Raw genomic sequence first — 22100 nt, forward strand, 5'->3', positions numbered from 1 at the left:
TGTCAGAAATCCAGCATGAACAGGATGTTGACCACCATGATGAGCATGATGCCACGGGCGAAACCACGCGGCATCAATGTCGCGATCGTATCATTGTTGCTGATGGTCAGGCCGGAAATGCACGCCCCCAGCCCGACAAAGAACCCGACGAGGAGGAATTTGAGCGGGATGACCAGATAGTCCCACGTCGTCATCGCCGTCAGCACGTTGAAGAAGAACGTCCAGACCGAGGAATTGATCGCCCCCGTCGAATGGGCCACGAAAAATCCCATCAGCAGGGAGACCAGCGCAAAGATCATCCCCAGCGCGAACCCGCCCAGCGTAAACGCGAAGGCACGCGGCATCACCAGCGTCAGGAACGGGTCAAGCCCACGTGCCTGCATGGTGCGGACTTCCCCATTGAGCACCATCAGCCCGATTTCCGTCAGCGACAGCATGCCGCTGCGTCCCAGCAGGATGATGCCCACAAGGATGGGGGTGATTTCACGCACCAGGACGGAGACGAGGATCGACCCCGTCATCTGCGCCATGCCGGCGAAGCCAAGCCAGTACGCCGCCTGCGACACCACCATCAGTCCGGCCAGCGTGGCGGTCACGACAGTGCTGATCAGGCCCCCGCTGACGACCTGCCGCAGGCAATGGCGGAATTCGAAGATGACCGGGCGGCGCCATGAATTGGGCCGCATGCTTTCGCGGATGGTCCCCCATCCCGCCCCGACCAGCATGAGGGTAAAGCGCACCTGATGCCGGACGAAGCGCCCGATCGCCGCAAGCCATGGCGCAACCCGCAACAGCAGGCGCACAAGCGGCGGCGGCGGCGCGGCAGGCACGTCAGTCGTCGCCGCCGCCGGATTTGGGGCGGGGGTTGTGGCGGCGCCTGCCGGGGCGTCAGGGGATGTGGGATCGTTCGGGGTCATCGCCGTCCGGCCAGCACGTAGGTCCGTGTCAGGCCCATCCCCGGCACGAAGAAACGCCCACGCTCACGGAACAGGAACGACTGGCGCAGGCTGAGATACATCTCCTCCGTCACCTGGATCGTGCCCGCATCCGGCGCGCCCTGCGCCATCAGTTCGGCCATGCCCATTGCATCGCCCCACAGGTTGAACACCCGCGGTTCCTGCCCCAGCAGGCCACCAAAGACCGGCCCGACATCGATGCCGATGCGGAAGACCGGGTCAAGGTCCGCCTTCGCGAGCATCGACATCGTCACTTCACGCATCGACAGCGCGGCGTTGGCCATCCTCTGCGGCGCACTCTTGTCCGGGGTCTTGGAACATCCCGCCACACAGACCAGACGGTGGCCCAGCATGCGGATCGAATACAGGCCGTAATGGCGGGCGATGTCCTGCAACTGCTGCGCCATCGCATCAATCAGCTTCAGGTTCTCCGACGGGTCGTTCTGGGCCGTCATCACCATGTCAGACAGGCTGATGACCATGATCGCCACGGCGGGGTAGAACCCCTCGAGCTTGGAGGGATCGACATCCAGCGGATAGGCGCCATCGACCTTGAGCGACCCCGGCGGCACCAGGAATCCCTGGCTGGCGTCGGGGGCTTCTTCCTGCACCTTCTCGTTATCCGCAAGTTCGGCGCGCGCCGCCTCGATCGCCGTATAATGCTGGGCGGAGAAGCGGGTCGCGGCGATGCCCGCGATCATGTCCACGAAATGCGTGACCAGTTGCGCCTGCGGTGCGTCCTCCAGGGTGATGACGCCCACCGGGCCATTCGCCCCGAGGATCGGACCAAGGAACAGGCTGTGGCTGCCCATCGAACGCATGTAAAGGCGATAGAAGTTGGCCGTACGCTCGTCCTTGGACGCATCGGCGACCAGCAGCGAATCCCCGTGGGAAACGGCGTCGAAGAATGCCTTGAGTTCGCTGGTGGACAGTTCGAACCCACCGGAATGGGCGTCCTGCTGGCGATCGTACGAATCGATGCACATCAGCGTCGCGCCATCATGCAGGATGCGCCATATCCCCGCACGCCGCGCCTGCGACAGGTCAACCAGGCTTTCCGTCAGGATCAGTGCATCGTCCGCCGGATTGAACAGTTCGGGATAGGATGCGACCGTCTGCAGCGAATGGCTTTCGTAACTGGAGATCGCACGGAAACGTTCGAGGTCATGCTGCACATGCTCCGTCTTGCGCCCCTGCCGGAACAGCAGCACCGCGAGGATGGAGGACATGATGACGACGAGGAAGGCGAAGAACAGGTTCTGCCGCCCGTCGGCCTTTGCGAACTGTGCGAAATCACTTTCGGGCGCGACGAGCATCAGCACCCAGTTCTGCGACGCCAGCGGCACCGGCGACAGCATGGCGATGTAATTCTGGCCATTGCTGCGGATGGTGCGCGTGCCATAGCTGTGGACGCGGAACTCATCGAATGCCTTGGACATGACCGGGTAATGCACCGGGTCAAGCAGCATCTTCGCCGGATCGCCATGGGCGGCGACCTCGATCTCGTGCATCTTGTGCCCGGCCAGAACATGGCCCGACTGGTCCAGCAGGATGCCATGCCCGCTGCGCCCGATCTTCAGCGCGTCAAGGAAATCCGTCAGGTGGCTGAGCGACATGTTGATGGCATAGACATAGGTCTTGCCGGTTGCCGTCGTGTAGGGCATGCCCGCCGAAATCGCCATCTGCTTGGTGACCTCGACGATGTAGGGCGGAGTCCAGACCATCTTCCCGGCCTTGACGGCCTGCTGGTACCAGACATGCAGGCGCGGGTCGTAGTCGTTGGCCTTGGTCGTCTGCTCGCTGATCAGCTTGCCGCTGTCATCGAAGATATGATGGACGAACGTGGCGTTGGGCGTGCCCTTGTCCTTCAGGGTGATCTGCTCCAGCCCCTTGTTGTCGGGCCCGCGCTGCACGAGGCTGAAATTGCCGTCGCTGTCGGCAAGGTAGTAGGACTGGATCTGCGGCACGTTGCGCAGCATGCTGCCGCTGTAGCCGTAGAAGATCTTGTCCTCCACCGTGGGATTGCCACGCTGGAGCATATCACGCGCGATCACGGCCCCGGCGGATGCGGGGGCAAGGAAGTTGTTGACTTCGTTGCTGACATATTCCTGCTGGCTCAGCAGCAGGCTGTGGGTCAGGCTCAGGGCGCCATTGCGCACCGTGCGGTACGAATGCCAGCCGACACCGGCGATCACGGCAATAACCAGCAGGACCCCGGCAACGGGAATCCCCACATGGGTCACGAAACGCCTGAACTGGTCGGAAGGGGCAACCGAGGGATCGACAATCTCGTCCGGGGACACTGCTCTCTTCCTGTCTTTACAATAACCTGACGCTACGCTTGCGTGATCCTAGATCATGCGGGCGCATACGGCCACACCCACAGCGCATGAAAGCGATGACAAGGGGACAACGCAAAGCCCCGCAGCCTCACATATTCGGCGAAAAACCGTTTCAGGCGTGCCACAATGGCTCTGACAGAGCGTCCACGAATTTTTCATGCGCCGCAAGTTCCGCGGCATCCGGGGTGACCCGCACCGCGACATGGCCGGCCGGGCGGACATAGTCATAGGTCGCGACGGGGGCACCGCCCCCTTCCTCCACCGACAGGCCGAGGCCGCGCTGCCTGCCGCCGCAGAGTTCGATATAGACCTCGGCCAGCAGTTTGCAGTCGAGCAGGGCGTTATGGGTCGTGCGCGCCGACAGGTCGATGGAAAAGCGGCGGCACAGCGCATCGAGGCTGTTGGGCATCCCCGGAAAACGCGCGCGCGCGATCTGCAACGTATCGACCATGCGCGACATCGCCAGTTCCGGCAGTCCCGCGCGCCGGAGTTCGGCATTGAGGAAGCCGAAATCGAACGCCGCGTTATGGGCGATCAGTTCGTCATCGCCGATGAATTCAAGGAATTCCGGTGCGATGTCCGCGAATTTCGGCTGCCCCTCCAGATCCGCGCGGGTAAAGCCGTGCACGCGCGACGCCTCCTCCGGCACGTCGCGTTCGGGGTCGATCAGGACCCGGAAACTGCGCCCACTCGGCAGGTCGCCAATCAGTTCGAGGGCCGCGATCTCGATCACGCGGTCACCACTCAGCGGGTCAAGCCCGGTGGTTTCGGTATCGAACAGGATGGAACGCTTCATGTGCTGCCCCTTTCTTCTGCGTGGCGCAGCGACGCCACGACCGCGCGGACCTGCCGCCATGCCAGCGCCCGCGACAGCCCCGTGCGGATGACATGATCGGCGCGCGCGCGGCGCTGCCGGTCATCCATCTGCCGCGCGATGATGGCCTCCACCTGCGCGCGGTCCATATGCCCGCGCGCCAGCACCCGGTGGCGCTGCACCCCGCCCGGCGCACTGACGGCGATCACCCGGTCACATAACGCATCCATCCCTGCCTCGTACAGCAGCGGGATGTCGAGCACCACGATCGGGCAGCGCGCGCGGCGCGCGGCGCGCAGGAACGCATGGCATTCCTCCAGCACCATCGGATGGATGATACCCTCAAGCTTCCCGAACAGGGCGGGATCGGCCACCACCGCGCGCCGCAGGGCCGCGCGATCCAGCACACCATCGCGCACCGCGCCGGGCACAAGCCGGCCAATGGCGGGCAGCGCGCGGCCACCGGGCCCCTGCAGGCGATGCACGACGGCATCGGCATCGAATATCCGCGCGCCCAGCCTGCGCAACATCGCGCCCACCGTGGTCTTGCCCATCCCGATGCCACCGGTCAGCCCCACGACGGCCATGCCGCCCCTGCGCCGCCGATGCCCGCGCATGCCGTCCGCCCGCCTCAGCGTTCCTTACCCCGCAGGTCGGCATCCAGCAGCGCCTCGACCTCCGGCCCGATGACCGGGTCGGTGCCGAACCATTTGCGAAATCCCAGCCGCGCCTGATGGATCAGCATGCCCAGTCCGTCCACGCACCGCAGGCCACGCGCCGCCGCATCACGCAGCAAGGCGGTCTGGCGCGGCACATAGACGATGTCGCACACCACCAGCGTGGAAGGTGCCAGCGCAAGGTCGACCGGCAACTCACCCGCCGGGCCGCCGTGCATCCCCAGCGAGGTCGTGTTGACCAGCATGTCACACCCCGGCAGCACCGCCGCCAACCCGTCCCAGGGGACGACATCGACCATCGTGCCGGCGTCCGCATCCGCGCGCATGGCATCGGCAAGTTCATGAGCCCGTTGCGCCGTGCGGTTGGCGATGCCCACCGCGACCCCACGATCCAGCAGGCTTGCCGCGATGGCACGGGCCGCCCCGCCCGCCCCAAGCAGCAGTGCACGCCCGCCCTTCACCTTGACGCCATGCGCCTCCACATTGGCGACAAAGCCGTCACCGTCGGTCGAAAACCCCTCGATCGTGCCATCGGGCGCGAACACCAGCGTGTTGACCGAACCGGAACGCCGCGCCGAACGGTCCAGACGGTCAACGATGCGAAAGGCCGCTTCCTTGTGCGGGATCGTGACGTTGCTCCCGCGGAAACCCGCCGCCTGCAGTCCCCGCACCGCGACGTCAAACGCACCGGGGCGGACCGGCAGGGGCACATAGGCGCCGTCGATCCCGTACTGCGCCAGCCAGAAATTGTGCATCAGCGGCGAGCGCGAATGCGCCACGGGCCAGCCGATGACCCCCGCCAGCGCCGTATGCCCGCCGATCCTGCGTGGCGCGGGAAGCGCCAGGCCGCCTGCCTGCGTCGTCATGCCCCCATCCCTTCCCATGCCTGCGGCAGTATCCGCGCCAGGCGCCGCGCCCATTCACGCTGCCCTTCCTCCGTCGCGATCAGGTCCTGGCGCACCTCCAGTTCCAGATAGGCAAGGCCACGCCCCTCGGCATGGGTGGGGATGGTGTAGTCACTGACATCGGTCAGGGCATAGGGTTCGTTATTGCCGATCACGAGCCCTTCCTCACGGGCCAGGAAATCGCGCACCCGCAGGCCGAAGGCAGGGTTGCGGTTATGCAGGACCCCGGCATGCCACGGGCGGCTGACGCCGTTCATCTGCGGCGTGAAGCTGTGCAGCGCCACAACGACCACCGGCAGGCCCGCGGCGCTGCGCGCCGACAGTTCGGTCGCGATCCGGTTGTGGTAGGGATGGAAGATTTCCTCCACCCGCGCGCCTTCATCCTCGACCGACAGGTCATGGTTGCCCGGCACCTGCGTGCCGTCGCTTTCGCGCACGATGGAGGTCGGATGCCCCGGCGCGCGGTTGCAGTCGATCACCAGCCGGGAATAGGCCTGCTCGATCAGCAGGCTGTCCAGTTGCCCGGCCAGCGCCCTGCCCATCCCGGCAATGCCGATGTCCCAGGCGATGTGGCGCGCCCGGTCCTCATCCGCCACGCCAAGGTCACCCAGCCTGGCGGGCATGGCGCGGCCGGCGTGATCGCTGACGAACAGGAACGGCGAATCGGCCCCGTGTTCACCCGGCTGCGTGGCGGAGGGGCCAAATTCAACCACCGGCGACGGATCTTCGTCGCCCAGAAGGCGCGTCATGTTCATGGCGGTCCCGACAACTCCTGTCCGTGATCTTGCATTTTGGCAGACCCTACCGGCCACGACGCCCGAACGAAAGGGGCGCGGGGAATTCTGTTCTGATGTCCCGACCCACTTCTGCGTCATGATGGCGCGCCGCGATGCGATTGCACGCGCCGCCCCCCGTCATTAGGGTGCGTCGGTCGCGCCGGGGCGCGGCATCCGAAGGGTCCGTACAGATGGCTGGGGCACGACGACATGTCTGCAAATGAAAAGAACACCAACACGCATCAGGCGAACGCCCAGTGGGGCGGCCGCTTCGCCGGGGGGCCTGCGGCCATCATGCAGGACATCAATGCCTCCATCGGCTTTGACAGGGCGCTGTGGCGGCAGGACATCGCGGGGTCGCTGGCGCATGCGGCGATGCTGGCGAAAACCGGCATCATCACCGCCGGGGACGAGGCGCAGATCCGCAAGGGCCTGAATGAAATCGCCGCCGAGATCGAAGCCGGCACCTTCGACTTCAGCACCGCCCTCGAAGATATCCACATGAATATCGAGGCCCGCCTGTCCGAACGCATTGGCGAGGCCGGCAAGCGCCTGCACACCGCACGGTCGCGCAATGACCAGGTGGCGACCGATTTCCGCCTGTGGGTGCGCGACGCCATCGACGGGCTTGATACGCAGGTCGCCGCCCTGCTGGAGACGCTGTGTGCGCGCGCGCTGGAACATGCCGCGACCCCCATGCCCGGCTTCACCCACCTGCAGACCGCGCAGCCCGTGACGTTCGGCCACCACCTGATGGCCTATGTCGAAATGCTGGGCCGCGATCGCGGGCGGCTTTCGGATGCGCGGCGCCGGCTCAACGAATCCCCGCTCGGCTCGGCGGCGCTGGCGGGCACGTCCTTTCCCATCGACCGTGAAATGACGGCCCACGCGCTGGGCTTCGACCGCCCGACGGCCAATTCGCTCGATTCCGTGTCGGATCGCGACTTTGCGCTGGAATATCTCTCCGCCCTGTCGATCATGGCGATGCACCTGTCGCGCCTGGCGGAAGAAATCGTCATCTGGTGCTCGGCCCCCTTCTCCTTCATCCGCCTGTCGGACGCCTTCACCACCGGGTCGTCCATCATGCCGCAGAAGCGCAACCCGGATGCTGCCGAACTGATCCGTGCAAAGGGCGGGCGCATCACCGGCGCGCTGGTCGGGCTGCTGACGGTGATGAAGGGGCTGCCGCTGGCCTATGCCAAGGACATGCAGGAAGACAAGGAACCGGTCTTTGCCGCGACCGATGCCGCCGCCCTGTCGCTGGCGGCGATGGACGGCATGGTCCGCGACCTCAGCGTCAATGAAGAGCAGATGCGCGCCTGCGCGGGGTCGGGCTTCTCCACCGCGACCGACCTTGCCGACTGGCTGGTGCGCGTCCTGAAGCTGCCGTTCCGCACCGCCCACCATGTCACCGGCCGTCTTGTCGGCAAGGCGGAGGCGCGCGGCGTGGACCTGTCGCAACTGACGCTGGAGGAAATGCAGGCCGAGGAGGCGGGCATCACCGCCGACATCTTCGATGTCCTGACGGTGGAGGCATCACTGGCCTCACGCACCAGTCTGGGCGGCACGGCACCGGACAACGTGCGCGCGCAGGCCCGGCGCTGGCAGAAGGCGCTGGCGGCGGAAAAGGGAGCACACAAGGCATGAACACCAGGCACGCACAACAGCGCCGGGGGCGCATTGCATGGGCCCTGACCTGCCTCATCGGGCTTTCGCTTGCGGGCGGCATGCTGAGCGCCTGCGGGCGAATCGGCTCGCCCCAGCCGCCGGGGCCGCGTTCGGACTTCACCTATAACCGCAGCTACCCCGCGCCTGACCGTTAAGGGGCCGCCAAAGCCGTTTCGGGGTGAAGCCTTTTCCCCAAAAGCGTCAAGGAACGCCGCCCAGAAAAAGGCGGCGTTCCGGAACCCCTCACCTTCATGAAACCAGCCGCCTACAGGTTCTCCGGCCCGAACCCGTCAGGCAGCAGGTCGCCCAGGGTACGCCGCGCAAGGATGTTCCCCTGCGGATCGACCATGTCGACCACCACGGAAACAGCCGCGAATTCGCGGATTTTCTGGCGGCATCCCCCACAGGGGAAACAGGGCTGCGCGCCGCCGCCACACACCACCACGCGGCGCAGCGACCGCCCGCCCGCCGCCACCATCGCGGCGATGGCCCCGGCCTCCGCACAGGTGCCCTCGGGATAGGCGGCATTTTCCACGTTGCAGCCCGCAAAGATGCGGCCATCACCGTCCTCCACCGCGGCCCCCACCGCAAATCCGGAATAGGGGGCATGGGCATTGCCCCGCACGTGAAGCGCCGCCTCTATCAGCCGCCGATCGTCGCATGGTGCCAGCGGGTCGTGATGTTCCATGGTGCCTTTTCCTTTCTGTCATCCCCATCGTGACCTGCACCACCATGAATTACGTCACAAGCACCTTGGAAGGTGCCGGGCGAACCGGTATCCTGTCGCGATGGCTGATACATTTTCCACTCATCCGGGGCAGGACCCGACAGTACAGGACCTGCTGGCCGCGCGCCCTGCCCTTTCGATGCATGCCATCGACGGGCTGGTGTTCGAAGATGTCCCCCTCAATGCGATCGCGGATGCGCTGGGCACGCCCACCTGGGTGATGGGCGCACGGACGCTGCGCACGCGCTACCACCGGCTGGACCGGGCGATGCGCGATGCGGGGCTGGATGTGGACATCCATTTTGCGGTGAAGGCCAACGACCACCTCGCGGTGCTGAAGATCCTGCGCGCGCAGGGTGCGGGGGCCGATGTCGTCAGCGGCGGCGAACTGCGCCGCGCCATGGCCGCCGGCATCCCGGCGAACGAAATCGTCTTCTCCGGCGTTGGCAAGACGCGCGCGGAAATGGAACTGGCGCTGCATCACGGCATCGCGCGGATCAATGTCGAAAGCGCCGAGGAGCTGGAGCTGCTGTCAGCCGCCGCCGTGGCGTGCGGGCGCACCGCCCCGGTGGCCCTGCGCATCAATCCCGATGTCGATGCCGGAACCCACGCCAAGATCACGACCGGCCTTGCGGGCAACAAATTCGGCATCCCCTATGACCGCGCGGTGGACCTGTATGCCCGCGCCGCCAGCCTGCCGGGCATCCATGCGGCGGGGATCGCGGTGCATATCGGCAGCCAGATCGAACGCATGCAGCCCTATCGCGCGGCCTATGCCCGCGTGGCCGAACTTGTCCGCGCCATCCGCGCGCGGGGCCTGGGCGTGGAGGTCATCGACTGCGGCGGCGGGCTTGGCATTTCCTACCGCCATGAAACCGAAGGCGCGCCGGAAGCGCTGGCCCATGCCATCCGCACGGAACTCGGCGACCTCGGCACCCGGCTGGAGATCGAGCCGGGACGCTGGCTGGCGGGGCCAGCGGGGCTGCTGCTCAGCACCGTTGTCCTGCGCAAGCGCGGCTATGACGGGATGCCGCCCTTCATCGTGCTGGACGCGGCGATGAACGACCTTGCACGGCCCAGCCTGTATGACGCGTGGCACGGCATCATCCCGCTCTCGGCCCGCGATGCGGTGGCCCCTGCGGAGCAGGTGCATGTCGTAGGCCCCGTGTGCGAAAGTGGCGACACGTTCGGCCATGACCGCACCCTGCCGCGCCTGCATGACGGCGCGCGCGTGGCGCTGCTTGATACCGGCGCGTACGGCATGGTCATGAGTTCGACCTACAACGCGCGCGCCATGGCAGCCCAGGTACTGGTTGACGGGGCCCGCTGGGACGTGATCCGCGCGCGCCAGAAGATCGAAACCCTGTGGGAGTGCGATATCATCCCCGAGACCCTGACCCGTCCCGCCGGAGCAGAATGACGCAGGCGGGCGACATTCCGGCCGTCCCCCCAACACGCGGGACCTCCCCGGCGGTGGCGGCGGACGTGTCCTCCTTCCCCACGCGCCTTGCACGGGCGCGGGCGCGGGCGCGGCGCGTCCTGTGGGTCGAACGCCTGTGGCCCATCATGCTGCCCATCGCGGACGTGGCCGGCGGCGTCGCCCTTCTGGGCCTGCTGCGCATCCCGCAGCGCCTGCCCGATGGCGTGCATGCCGCATTCCTGCTGGCACTGGGCGCGGGATGCGCAGGCTGGGCCATCCGCCGCTATCGCCGGGGGCAGGCGCCGGATGACGCCACGCTTGACCGGCGTATCGAACAGGCATCGGACCTGCCCGACCGGCCGTTGCAGACGCTGCTCGACACCCCTGCGCAGACCTCTGCCGATCCGGCCGGCGCCCGCGCGGCGGAAGCACTGTGGCGGATCCACCTGCAACGCACCGGCGCGCGGATCGGACGGCTGAAGGCGGGCTGGCCGCGCCTGTGGCCCGTGGGGCGCGAGGCATCATGGGCGACGCTGGCACTGGCCCCGCTTCTGGCGGTCGGACTGGTCTGGGCCGGGCCATCCGCCCCCGGACGGATCGGGGCGGCGTTCATCCCCGGGACGGATGACGCGGATACGCCACGACCACAGATCCATGCGTGGATCACCATGCCTTCCTATGCCCCCGGGGCGCCGGTCTTCCTTGATGATCGCAAGGGCACGGCCACCGTCCCGGCGGGCGCGGTGCTCAGCGTGACCGTGACGGGACTGCATGGCACACCGGTCCTGCGCGCGCACGCCGCCACGAAGGGTGAAAGCATCGGCCCTCATGACTTCCATGCACTGGATTCCGCCAACTGGTCCGTGGAGGCCCCGCTGCTGGCGGATGGCGCGCTGAGCCTGCGCGGGCGTGGGCGACTGCTGAGCCAGTGGGACCTGAAGGTGACGCCCAATCCCGTCCCCCTCGTCACATGGGGGCCGGACCCCGGCGCGAAGGACGGGGAATGGCGCACGCGCCTGCCCTACAGGGTCTCGCAGCCCTATGGCATTGCCTCACTGCGGGTGGAAATGCGGCTGCCGGGTGACGAACACGCGGCCCATGCGCGCGTGCTGTCGGTTCCGATCCCGCTGAACGGGCATCCCCATTCGGCAGAGGCCGTGGCCACCCCTGACCTGTCATCCGACCCATGGGCGGGGGAGGATGTCATCGCAACACTTGTCGCGACCAGCGACAGCGGCACGAGCGCCACCTCCGCCCCGGTGCATTTCCGCCTTGGCGCGCGGGTCTTCCATAACCCGATGGCCAAGGCGCTGCTCGATATCCGCAAGCGCCTTGCCCTTGGGCGTGAAAGCCGCTTCACCGCGGGTGAGGAACTGCACGGCCTGGGCATGACCTCCGCGCCGATGACCCACAGCCCCAGCCTGATGATCGCCCTGAGCAGCGTGTCCTACCTGCTCAGCCTGCATGAAGTGGACACCGCGCAGGCCATCGAGCAGGCGGTCGGGCGGTTGTGGTACCTGGCGCTGGATGTCGAGCATGACCGCCACGACGACATCGCGAACAGCCAGGCCGATTTCGACATCCAGATGGCCGAGGAAGCCCTCGACGCGCAGATCGAGCATATGCGCGAACCTGACGGCAGGCCCACCCATTCGGCACAGGCGCAGGCCGAACTGCAACGCCGCGTGCAGGCGCTGAAGGATGCGATCCAGCGCAAGATGCAGGCCCTGATGGAACAGGCGATGCGCGACCATTCCGCCATCCCCGCCATGCCGGAGATGTCACAGACGGGGGAGCAGAACCTGTCGCGCATGATGCAGCAGTTGCAGGACGATGCCGCCAACGGGCGTTCCGCCGACGCGCTGGAGAAACTCCACCAGATGGAGGACATGGCCGGGCAGATGCGCAATGCGACGCCGCAGGACATCATGCAGGCCGCGCGCCAGTACCAGGCGCAGCAGGACATGCGCGAACAGCAGGCCGCCCTGCGTGACATGATCCACCAGCAGTCCGCCCTGCTTGACCATACGCAGCAGCGGATCGAACAGGACGCGGCCAGCGCGGCGGCACGCCAGACCGACATGGACAGCATGAATGATGGCGAAGACCTGTCGAACATGTCCACGCCGGAACTTCTGCGGCGACTGGGCCTGACCCCGCCGGGACAGCAGGCCGCCCCGGAAAAACAGCCCCCCACCGCCGAGAGCCAGACGCCGGAGGCGCATGAGGAACAGCAGCATGCCGACCGTGCGACACAGCATGCGCTGGCCCGCGCGCTGCATGAACTGCAGAAGGAGTTCAAGACCCTGAGCGGCAAGGACGTCCCGGCGCTGAAGCAGGCATTGTCGGACATGAAGGCCGTGCGCACCGCCCTGACGGCGGGCAAGGACCCCGATGCCGCCACGGCGGAGCGGAAAGTCCTGGCCGACCTGCAGAAAGGCGGCCAGCAGATGCGTCAGGCCGCCAAGGGGTCGGGCAAGGGCATGACGATCTTCCTGCCGTCACTGGCCGGAAGCAAGGGATCCGGCGGATCGAAACCGGGACAGCCGGACGAGGAAGAAACGCCCGACAACGCCAGCAAGGAACCGCGTGACCCGTTGGGACGCAAGACCGGCGACGGCAATGCAGGCATGGACAGCGACACCCATGTACCTGACAAGGCTGCCCGCGAACGCGCACGGGAAATCGAGCAGGAACTGCGCCGCCGCGATTCCGACCGCACCCGGCCGCCAGAAGAACTGCAGTATCTCGACCGGCTGCTACAGTCATTCTGATCCGGTTTTTGTCGGATAAAGGTTTTTGGTGAAGCTTTTTTTTCAACAAGCTTCGACAAGGTCGCCTTTCAAATCAAAAGGCGACATCCCGAAACTTTCATTCTTCTTCATCAACCTTCGCAAAGCCTGCATTCTTCGAGGCTTTTTGAAAAAAGCTTCACCAAAAACTTCTGGATGACTGGCTGACGATTGCGCCGGCAGGGTGATCCTTTTGCCCTCAGTCCTTTTTATCGGGGTCCGTGTCCTCGCGCACCGGCAGGACGGATGTCACGGGTGCAATCGCCAGTGCGATCGCATCATCGGATGGCGGTACCCCCGGCCTGTCCTTCCCCTCCCCCGGCAGCAGGTGTGCATCGGGCATTTCCCCGTCCGCACGCGCCTGCGCCAGTTTCATCAGGTTGTCGCGCACGATGGGATATTCCTCCACAAGGCGGCGGAAAGTGCGCGCGCTCATCGTCAGGAAATGCCCGAACTGCAAGGACCTGCTCGTCGCGGCGACGCGCGCGCCGGTCAGCGCTTCTTCCGCGCCAATGACCGCGCCCGCGCCAAAGCGGACGTCGCGTTCGGCGTAATGGGTCTCCGCCAGTCCCGCGCTGATGAAATAGATGGTGTGGACCTTCTGCCCGCGCTTGTACAGCCGCTCCCCTGGGGAGGAGAAATGCAGCGACATCTTCATGGACAGGTCGTGCAGCACCCCGTCCGGCAGGCCCTTGAAGATGGCAAACCCATGGATACGGCTTTCGATCCCGGCCTTGATGTTGAACTTCAGCCGGAAATCCAGATGCGCGCGCCGCTGCTCCACATCGCGGTGCAGTTCACGGTGCAGTTCGTCGCTGAGCAGGGATTCGGACAGGAGGGAGTCGTATTTCTCCTCCTCCAGACGCAGGGCCACCTGCCGCAGCATGCGGTTTTCCAGCGCCTCGGAATAGCCATGGTAATGCAGCCGCAGGGTCTGCAGGGCCTCGTCCAGCAGCTTGCACTGCCGACCCAGCACCTCACCGACGATTTCGCTGATGCGCACGCCCAGCGTCGGCTCCATGCGCGTGCGCATGAAGCGCGTCAGGGAGAGCGAGACGAAATGCGCGATCATCAGCATCTCGAACCGCTCGGTCATGCAGTACATCAGCGGCAGGTCGAAATGCAGCCGGTGATGGATCGCCTGCGCGATGCGGAACCGTAGCGACGGCTTCAGCCTGCGCCGCAGCGCACGCACATAGCCGAACCGCCCCTCCAGCCGCGCGCCATCGACCATCGCCTCCGCCGAGCGCAGCAGCGTTTCCATCACCCTGCGCGACAGGCCCTGTATGCGGAACAGGTCCAGCAGGATGGAGCGTTCACGGTTGCCAATCACGATCAGCGCCAGCGTCACGCGCTGCCGGTCACCCAGTGCGGTATCGAATGTGTTGGCCTGCTGTTCCGTCGTCACCCGACGGTCAAGGAACTGCACCACCGAATTGGTGACATTGCGTGAAAAGCCGAGTTCGCCCGCGACCTCGCGCGTCTGGTCACGCACTTCGCCCAGACCGATGGCAAGGATCTGGTGGCGCAGCGCCTGGTCGATCAGCGGCAGTTGGTCGAGCTTCAGGAACAGCACGAGATAGCGCAGCGTCGTGCCATTGACGAACAGGGTGATCAGCACAAAACCCGTGGCGATGATGCCGATGAAGTGCGCGATCTGGGTGGAAACATGCTCGTTTTCCGTCACGGCAAGCGCCAGCGCCAGCGTGATGGCGCCACGCAGCCCGCCCCAGACCATCGTGATCTTGAACGGGGTCGGCACCGGCGGCGACAGGCGGGTGGCGGCAAGGATGGGCAGCATCCCGAACACCACGGACCCGCGCGCCAGAAGCCCCGCCCCCGTCGCGATCAGGATCAGCACGCAGTCCCAGCGCGTCATCCCCGCCAGAAGGCGCGGCACCAGCATGGAAGCCAGCACGAACACCAGCGACCCCGCCCAGAAGACAAGCTGCTGCCACAGTTCATTGAGGAAGCGCCATGTCTGCGGCCGGAAGGTCGAAGGACCGTAGATGGAGATCGTCATCCCCGATGCCGCCGTGGCGACCACGCCGGAAAAGCCGAGGAATTCGTCACATACGATATAGGACAGGTACGGCAGCGCCACCGTCAGCGTGATTTCGGCGGCGGGTGCGGCCCCGATGGTCGCGATCAGCATCAGCGTCAGGCGGCCGAAGACCACCCCGATCACCAGCGCACCCGCGAACGACACCAGGAATTCCAGCACCGCCCCGCCCAGCATGATCTTGTGATGCGCGGTGATGGACGCCAGCAGGATGGAGAAGATGGAAATGGCCGCCGCGTCATTCAGCAGCGCCTCCCCCTCCACCAGTCGGGTCAGGCGGCTGGCCGCGCCGATTTCCTTGAAGATCCCCGCCACGGCGGACGGGTCGGTCGTCGCCACGATGGAACCAAGCAGCAGGCACACCGCCAGCGGCAGTCCCGCAAACGGATACAGCGCCAGCCCGATCGTGGCCGTGGACACCACAACCGCCACCACCGCCAGCAAGAGCACCGTGGCCGTTTCATGCGCCAGGCGCCGCACGTCGATGCCCAGCGCGCCCTGGAACACGAGGATCGGCAGGAAGATCAGCAGGAAGGCTTCGCTGTTGAGCGGGAAATCCAGCAGCGTTTCGGCGGCACCACTGAAAATCTCAAGGTGCGTGCTGCGCAGGACAAGGTCCGCCACCCCACCGATGACAATGCCAACGATGGCCAGCAGAACCGTTTCCGACAGTTCCAGACGACGGGCAATCGGCTGCACGGTACTGACGACCACCAGCAACATGGCAATCGCCATGAGAATTGCCGCAAGACCCGCTATCGCCATTCAACGCCCTCAAATTCTGGAAACCAAGCCCCCGTCCGGACCATCCTGTCGCCCAACCATGGACAGAATATGTCCGCCACCCGAAGATTTCCCGTCCGGGCAGGGATAAAAACGCCGCGTCACCATTTTTTCACCCATCCAAATTATGGGCGGCAGGCCTACGGCCCTAGCTTGGCATATCGTTCATGAAAATTCCGCCTACACCTCGATTGTATTTATGCCACATCCTCGTTGCACATAATACACAGAATTTCAGGTTATCGTACCGCCCGTCACATCTGCCGGGCGGGTTGCGTCCAGCCATGCACGGACCTGCCCGGCAGGATCGGGCATGCGGATGAAATCCGACACGGCGGACACACAGTCCGCCCCCGCCGCGATACATGACGGCGCACGTGCCAGCGTGATCCCGCCAATGGCCACCAGCGGCAGATCCCCCACCAGGCGCTTCCATTCACGCAGGCGCTCCACCCCCTGCGGTCCCCACGGCATTTTCTTGAGTTTTGTGGGCCATACCGGCCCCAGCGCGACATAATCAGGCCGCACGTCCAGCGCGCGTTGCAGTTCATCGTGACTGTGGGTGCTGACCCCGAGGCGCAGCCCGGCACGGCGGATCGCGGGCAGGTCGGCCTCATCAAGGTCTTCCTGGCCCAGATGGATGAAATCGAGTCCTTCCTCGATCGCGATCCGCCAGTAATCATTGAGCACGAGGCTCACGCCATGCGTCCGCGCCAGCGCCGCACCACGACGTATTTCCGCGCGCAGCGCATCTTCGGCCATGTCCTTGAGGCGCAACTGTATCAGTTTTGCACCGGCCTGCCCCAGGGTCGCGACCCAGTCGGCACGATCCACGACGGGATAGATGCGTGAAGGAAGCGCCCTCATGCCAGCACCGCCTGCCCGATCGTCGGCGTGGAGGGCACGGCCATGTCCCGCGCCTCCATCGGGTCGGCGACATAGGCCATGCGCCCGGCCTCCACCGCCATGGCGAAGGCCCGCGCCATTTCCACCGGATTGCCCGCCTTGGCCACCGCCGTGTTGATCAGCACCGCGTCATAGCCAAGCTCCATCGCCTGCGCCGCATGCGACGGCACGCCGATCCCCGCATCGACCACCAGCGGGATGTCGGGGAAATGCGCCCGCAACGCCCGCAGCCCGAACAGGTTGTTCAGCCCCTTGCCCGACCCGATGGGCGCCCCCCATGGCATCAGCACCTCGCACCCCGCGCGCAGCAGGCGTTCCGCGCCGACAAGGTCTTCCGTCATGTAGGGAAAGACCTTGAACCCGTCCTCGCTGAGGATACGCGCGGCCTCCACAAGGGCAAACATGTCGGGCTGGAGCGTATCGGACTCCCCGATCACCTCCAGCTTGATCCAGTCGGTGCCGAACACCTCGCGCGCCATCTGCGCCGTGGTCACGGCCTCGCGCACGCTGTGGCAGCCCGCGGTGTTGGGCAGCACCGGCACGCCAAGGTCGCGGATCAGGTTCCAGAATGCCTGCCCCGCGCGTTGCCCCGCCGATTCACGGCGCAGCGACACGGTCACGACGCCCGCATTCGCATGGCGCACCGCATCGGCCAGGATTTCGGGCGAAGGATACTGTGCCGTCCCCAGCATCAGGCGCGAGGACAGTTCCGTTCCATAAAACCGGGTCATGCCGCGTGCCTATCCCCCCTGCATCGGGGCCAGGATTTCCACCCGGCACCCTTCATGAAGCGGCTGCGCGCCACGGCGGGCGGCGGCGATGAAATCGCCATCGACGGCGGTCGCGACACAGGCATCGCCATAGCCGAGTTCACGCAGCAGGGCGTCGAGCGTCTGCACGCCAACGTCATGAACTTCCTCGTTCACAAGGATCTTCATCCGTATTCTCCTCGCTTTGCGCCGTTCAGGAACCGAACACGATATCCGCCGCCTCCCGCGCCCGCACCGGCGACAGTAGGAAGCCATGGCGGTACATGCCATTCACATAAATTCGCTTACCATCGCGCCGGACGGCAGGCATGTTGTCCGGATATGACGGGCGCAGGCCGGTTCCGGTTTCTAGTATTTCCGCCTCGCCAAAGGCCGGGTGCAGGGCATAGACCGCGCCGAGGAGTTCCACCATCGAACGCAGCGTCATGCCGCCGGCGTTTTCGCTTTCGATCATCGTCGCCCCCACCATGAACACATGGTCAGCGCGCGGGACAATGTAAACCGGGATGCGCGGATGCAGCATGCGCACCGGCCGCGACAGGGTGACATCGCGACAGCGCAGCAGCAGCATCTCGCCGCGCACGCCGCGCATGTCGGACATCACGTCGCGCGCGGCGATGCCGGTGCAGTCCACGATCCAGTCGTAAGCTGCCTCATCATACGTCACGGGCGCGTTGCACACGACCTGACCGCCAAGCGCCTCCACCCTGCGGCCCAGCGCCAGCAGCGCGTCACGCGGGTTGACGTGGCCTTCATGTTCGAAAAACAGCGCGCGGGAGAAACGGTCGGCCAGTTCCGGCTCCAGTTGCGCGATCTCCGCCTCCCCGATCGTGCGGAAATGCGACGTGCGCCGCCCGAACCGCGCGATTTCGCCCACGTCGCGCGCCGGGGCCAGCACCAGCGTGCCGTTGCGCACCACATCGGGCACATGCGCATCCCACCAGTCGAGCGAGGACAGCGACTGCGCGGTGACCTCCGGCGTTGCGGACTCCGCCTCGCACCACGGGGCGAGCATCCCGCCCGCCTTCCATGACGCGCCGGAACCGATGCGCGGCCCGCGTTCATGCACCACCACGCGCGCACCCCGTTCGGCCAGGGTCACGGCGGCAGTCATGCCCGAGACACCCGCACCAAGCACCAGCACGGACGGGCCGTGACCGGGCGGCGTGGAATCGGCAGGCCTGTGCTGCGGCTGTGACATCGGCTGGGTCCTTGATCTGTCGTGGGGCGGGAACGCTATTCCACCGTGACCGATTTGGCGAGGTTACGTGGCTGGTCCACGTCCGTGCCCTTCAGCAGCGCCACTTCATACGCCAGTATTTGCACCGGGATGGTCTGCACGATGGGGGCGGTGAATTCGTCAACCGCAGGAACCTCCACCACCACCTCCGCCAGTTCACGCAGACGCGGCGCGCCCTGCGTGTCCGTAAAGACCAGCAGCCGCCCGCCACGCGCTTTCGCTTCCTGCAGGTTCGACAGCGTCTTGTCGAACAGGCGGCCCGACGGCACGGTCGCCACAACCGGCACCGTACGGTCGATCAGGGAGATCGGGCCATGCTTCATCTCGCCCGCGGCATAGGCCTCCGCATGGATGTAGGTGATTTCCTTGAGCTTGAGCGCCCCTTCGAGCGCCACCGGGAAGGATGACCCGCGGCCCAGGTACAGGACATCGCGCGCCTCGGCCACGATGGCGGCCATGCGGCGGATCGCGTCGCGCTGCTCGAACACCTCGTTCGCGCGGCTTGGCAGGTCGAGGAGCGCGGTGACCATCCGTTCCTCTGCAGCCGCGTCCAGATGCCCGCGCGCCCGGCCGAGCGCGACCGTCAGGCAGGCAAGGACCGAAAGCTGCGCGGTGAACGCCTTGGTGCTGGCGACCGAGATTTCAGGCCCCGCCACCGTGCCCAGCACCGCATCGCTTTCGCGCGCCATGGTGCTCTGCTCCACATTGAGGACGGAGACGATATGCTGCCCCGCCTGGCGCATCCCGCGCAGTGCCGCCAGCGTATCGGCCGTCTCCCCCGACTGGGAGATCAGCAGCCCCAGCCCACCGGGCACCAGCGGCGGATCGCGATAGCGCATCTCGCTCGCGACATCGATATCGACCGGCAGGCGCGCGTACTGTTCCAGCCAGTAACGCCCGATCATCCCGGCATAGAAAGCCGACCCACAGGCCGTCACCACCGCGCGCGGCACGCAGGCCAGATCGAACGGCAGGTCCGGCAGCACGACACGCCGCGTCGCGGGGTCGATCAGGCGCTGCAGCGTCTGGCCGATCACGACGGGATGTTCATGCAGTTCCTTTTCCATGTAATGGCGATACCCGTCCTTGCCCACCGATCCCGCGATCAGCGCGGTGGTGCGGATGGGGCGCGTGACGGGCCTGCCCTCCATATCGAAGAACTCCGCCCCACCGGGCGTCACGATGGTCCAGTCCCCGTCATCGAGATAGGCGATGCGGCGCGTCAGCGGCGCCAGCGCAAGGCTGTCGGAGCCGAGGAACATCTCATTCTCGCCAAACCCCACCACCAGCGGCGCGCCGTGGCGGGCACCGATCACCATGCCATCATGCCCGGCGAAGATGATCGCCAGCGCATAGGCGCCCTCCAGCCGTTTCAGCGTCTCATGCGCCGCCTCCCGCGGGGACAGGCCACGGCGCAGGTGATAGTCGATCATCTGCGCGATCGTCTCGCTGTCGGTATCGGTGGAGAAGGTCTGGCCCGCCGCCTCAAGCTCGCGGCGCAGGTCCTCGAAATTCTCGATGATGCCGTTATGCACGACCGACACCCGTTCGGTGCCATGCGGATGGGCGTTGTTTTCCGTCGGCGCGCCATGCGTGGCCCAGCGCGTATGCCCGATTCCCGTCACCCCGGGCAGCGGCACGCGCGCCAGCACGCTGGCAAGGTGGTCGAGCTTGCCCGCCGCGCGACGACGCTCCACATGGCCATTTTCCAGCGTTGCGATCCCCGCCGAGTCATAGCCGCGATATTCAAGGCGCCGCAGCGCGTCGAAGATGATCGGGGTGGCCTGATTCCTGCCAACGACGCCAACAATGCCACACATCAGCCGCGCTCCTTCGCCGTCATGAGCCGCTTACGAAAGGCCTTTGCATATCCCGCCCTGTTGTCCTGCTGGCGTACCCGCCCGAACGCCATGGCGTCGTCAGGCACGTCTTTCGTAATCACGCTTCCGGCCGCGGTGATGACGCCCGCCCCCAGCGTCACCGGTGCCACAAGGATCGAATCCGACCCGATGAAGCTGCCTTCGCCGATGACGGTCGCATGCTTGAACACGCCATCATAATTGCAGGTGATGGTGCCCGCGCCGACATTGGTTCGCGCGCCCACCTGCGCATTGCCAAGGTAGGTCAGGTGGTTGGCCTTCGCCCCCTCGCCCAGCGTCGTGGCCTTGAGTTCGACGAAGTTGCCGACATGCGCGCGCGCGCCGACATCGCTGCCGGGACGCAGGCGGGCATATGGTCCGATCAGCGCGCCCTGCCTGACAGTGCAGCCTTCCAGATGGGAGAAGGAGCGGACCTCCACATCACGTTCCACCGTAACGCCGGGGCCGAAGACCACATGCGGATGGATGACGACATCCGGGGCCAGCACCGTGTCGGCGCACAGGAACACCGTGTCGGGCGCCACCAGTGTCACGCCCCGTTCCATCGCGCCGTGGCGCAGGCGCTGCTGCACGCTGGCCTCCGCCACGGCAAGTTCGGCGCGCGAATTGATCCCGCGCAGTTCGTCTTCCGACGCGACGACGGCGCGCACGCACACGCCGTCGGCCACGGCCTGCGTCACCACGTCGCCAAGGTAGTATTCGCCCTGCGCATTGTCGTTGCGCACCTCATTGAGCCAGCGGCGGAAATCCTGCGCATCGGCGCACAGCACGCCTGCATTGCACAGGTCGATGGCGCGTTCCTGCGGCGTGGCGTCGGCCCATTCGACAATCCGCACCACATTGTCACCCTGTGTCACGACCCGGCCATAGCGCCCCGGATGGGCGGGCCGCATCGCCAGCAGCGCAAGGCCCACGCCGGGCTGCCTGCGGCAGGCCAGCAGGTCGCGCATGGTCTGCGCGGTAATCAGCGGGTTGTCGCCATACAGGACCGCGACATCGCCCGTGCCGAAATATGCCTGCGCCTGCAACGCGGCATGCGCGGTGCCAAGGCGGTCGGCCTGCACCACCACCGCGTGCGGCGCGGCAAGGGCGGCGACATCCTCCATCCCCGGCCCGACGACCACCACGATATGGTCGAACACCTGTTCGGCATTATCGAGCAGGTGACGCAGCATCGGCCGCCCCGCAAGCGGGTGCATGACCTTGGGGCGTTCGGAACGCATGCGCGTGCCCCGCCCGGCGGCAAGGATGACCGCCGTGGCCGGACGGGATGGGGAAGGCGGGGTCGGGGAAGATGGAATGGTGCTCATGACTTTTTGCGGGTAGCCCCCGCCCGGCAGACCTGTCAAACCCGGAGAGGAACAAGATACCATCACTTAGAT

The 22100-nt window shown here is 66.1% G+C and carries 18 protein-coding genes; 4 read left to right on the plus strand and 14 right to left on the minus strand.

All coding sequences use genetic code 11. The annotated features are described in order from the left end of the window. Positions 1-2: 2 nt before the first annotated feature. The 6 genes from KMAL_RS01290 to KMAL_RS01315 all read right to left on the minus strand — a co-directional run bounded on the left by KMAL_RS01290 (position 3) and on the right by KMAL_RS01315 (position 6449). Positions 3-917, minus strand: a complete 915-nt coding sequence (locus tag KMAL_RS01290) for an MlaE family ABC transporter permease (protein ID WP_110093959.1) — start codon at positions 915-917, stop codon at positions 3-5. After that, positions 914-3259: an adenylate/guanylate cyclase domain-containing protein gene (locus KMAL_RS01295; protein ID WP_110093960.1), complete on the minus strand. Its 2346-nt coding sequence runs from the start codon at positions 3257-3259 to the stop codon at positions 914-916. Before KMAL_RS01295 ends, KMAL_RS01290 begins: the two co-directional genes overlap by 4 nt. Positions 3260-3410: 151 nt before the next feature. Then, the gene (dnaQ, locus tag KMAL_RS01300; protein ID WP_110093961.1) at positions 3411-4094 is read right to left on the minus strand and encodes a DNA polymerase III subunit epsilon; all 684 of its coding nucleotides are present in this window, start codon (positions 4092-4094) and stop codon (positions 3411-3413) included. Then, the gene (gene coaE / locus KMAL_RS01305) at positions 4091-4699 is read right to left on the minus strand and encodes a dephospho-CoA kinase (protein ID WP_110094062.1); all 609 of its coding nucleotides are present in this window, start codon (positions 4697-4699) and stop codon (positions 4091-4093) included. Before coaE ends, dnaQ begins: the two co-directional genes overlap by 4 nt. A 44-nt stretch (positions 4700-4743) precedes the next feature. Further along, complete coding sequence (locus KMAL_RS01310) at positions 4744-5655, minus strand: shikimate dehydrogenase (RefSeq protein WP_110094063.1); 912 nt, start codon at positions 5653-5655, stop codon at positions 4744-4746. Continuing rightward, positions 5652-6449, minus strand: a complete 798-nt coding sequence (locus KMAL_RS01315) for an N-formylglutamate amidohydrolase (RefSeq protein WP_110093962.1) — start codon at positions 6447-6449, stop codon at positions 5652-5654. Before KMAL_RS01315 ends, KMAL_RS01310 begins: the two co-directional genes overlap by 4 nt. Positions 6450-6680: 231 nt before the next feature. Here KMAL_RS01315 and argH point away from each other — a divergent pair, with 231 nt between their 5' ends. Both argH and KMAL_RS01325 read left to right on the plus strand, forming a co-directional pair. Continuing rightward, the gene (gene argH / locus KMAL_RS01320) at positions 6681-8117 is read left to right on the plus strand and encodes an argininosuccinate lyase (RefSeq protein ID WP_110093963.1); all 1437 of its coding nucleotides are present in this window, start codon (positions 6681-6683) and stop codon (positions 8115-8117) included. Then, positions 8114-8293, plus strand: a complete 180-nt coding sequence (locus tag KMAL_RS01325) for a hypothetical protein (RefSeq protein WP_110093964.1) — start codon at positions 8114-8116, stop codon at positions 8291-8293. The genes argH and KMAL_RS01325 overlap by 4 nt, the downstream gene beginning before the upstream one ends. A 110-nt stretch (positions 8294-8403) precedes the next feature. Here the strand turns inward: KMAL_RS01325 and KMAL_RS01330 are convergent, their stop codons facing one another. Then, entirely contained in the window at positions 8404-8826 is a 423-nt protein-coding gene (locus KMAL_RS01330) for a cytidine deaminase (protein WP_110093965.1), read from the minus strand. 100 nt (positions 8827-8926) lie between these two features. On the opposite strand from KMAL_RS01330, the gene lysA reads away from it, so the two are divergent. Further along, positions 8927-10285: a diaminopimelate decarboxylase gene (gene lysA / locus KMAL_RS01335; RefSeq protein ID WP_110093966.1), complete on the plus strand. Its 1359-nt coding sequence runs from the start codon at positions 8927-8929 to the stop codon at positions 10283-10285. Next, a complete protein-coding gene (locus KMAL_RS01340; RefSeq protein WP_110093967.1) occupies positions 10282-13059 on the plus strand; it encodes a DUF4175 domain-containing protein in 2778 nt (925 codons plus the stop codon). Before lysA ends, KMAL_RS01340 begins: the two co-directional genes overlap by 4 nt. A gap of 217 nt (positions 13060-13276) precedes the next feature. On the opposite strand, the gene KMAL_RS01345 is transcribed toward KMAL_RS01340, so the two are convergent. From KMAL_RS01345 to glmU, 7 genes are all read right to left on the minus strand, one after another. After that, positions 13277-15904 (minus strand): cation:proton antiporter, encoded by a 2628-nt coding sequence (locus KMAL_RS01345; protein WP_110093968.1) that lies wholly within the window; start codon positions 15902-15904, stop codon positions 13277-13279. A 252-nt stretch (positions 15905-16156) separates the two neighbouring features. Beyond that, positions 16157-16789, minus strand: a complete 633-nt coding sequence (locus KMAL_RS01350) for a thiamine phosphate synthase (RefSeq protein WP_110093969.1) — start codon at positions 16787-16789, stop codon at positions 16157-16159. Further along, on the minus strand, positions 16786-17559 hold the full coding sequence (locus tag KMAL_RS01355; protein ID WP_110093970.1) for a thiazole synthase: 774 nt from the start codon (positions 17557-17559) through the stop codon (positions 16786-16788). Before KMAL_RS01355 ends, KMAL_RS01350 begins: the two co-directional genes overlap by 4 nt. Positions 17560-17568: 9 nt before the next feature. After that, on the minus strand, positions 17569-17766 hold the full coding sequence (gene thiS, locus KMAL_RS01360; RefSeq protein WP_110093971.1) for a sulfur carrier protein ThiS: 198 nt from the start codon (positions 17764-17766) through the stop codon (positions 17569-17571). 25 nt (positions 17767-17791) lie between these two features. After that, positions 17792-18799 (minus strand): FAD-dependent oxidoreductase, encoded by a 1008-nt coding sequence (locus KMAL_RS01365; RefSeq protein ID WP_110093972.1) that lies wholly within the window; start codon positions 18797-18799, stop codon positions 17792-17794. 35 nt (positions 18800-18834) lie between these two features. Then, complete coding sequence (gene glmS, locus KMAL_RS01370) at positions 18835-20658, minus strand: glutamine--fructose-6-phosphate transaminase (isomerizing) (protein ID WP_110093973.1); 1824 nt, start codon at positions 20656-20658, stop codon at positions 18835-18837. Further along, positions 20658-22028 (minus strand): bifunctional UDP-N-acetylglucosamine diphosphorylase/glucosamine-1-phosphate N-acetyltransferase GlmU, encoded by a 1371-nt coding sequence (gene glmU, locus KMAL_RS01375; protein WP_110093974.1) that lies wholly within the window; start codon positions 22026-22028, stop codon positions 20658-20660. Before glmU ends, glmS begins: the two co-directional genes overlap by 1 nt. Between the last annotated feature and the right edge of the window lie 72 nt (positions 22029-22100).

This window comes from Novacetimonas maltaceti (genome assembly GCF_002906255.1).
GTDB classification, from domain to species: Bacteria; Pseudomonadota; Alphaproteobacteria; order Acetobacterales; family Acetobacteraceae; genus Novacetimonas; species Novacetimonas maltaceti.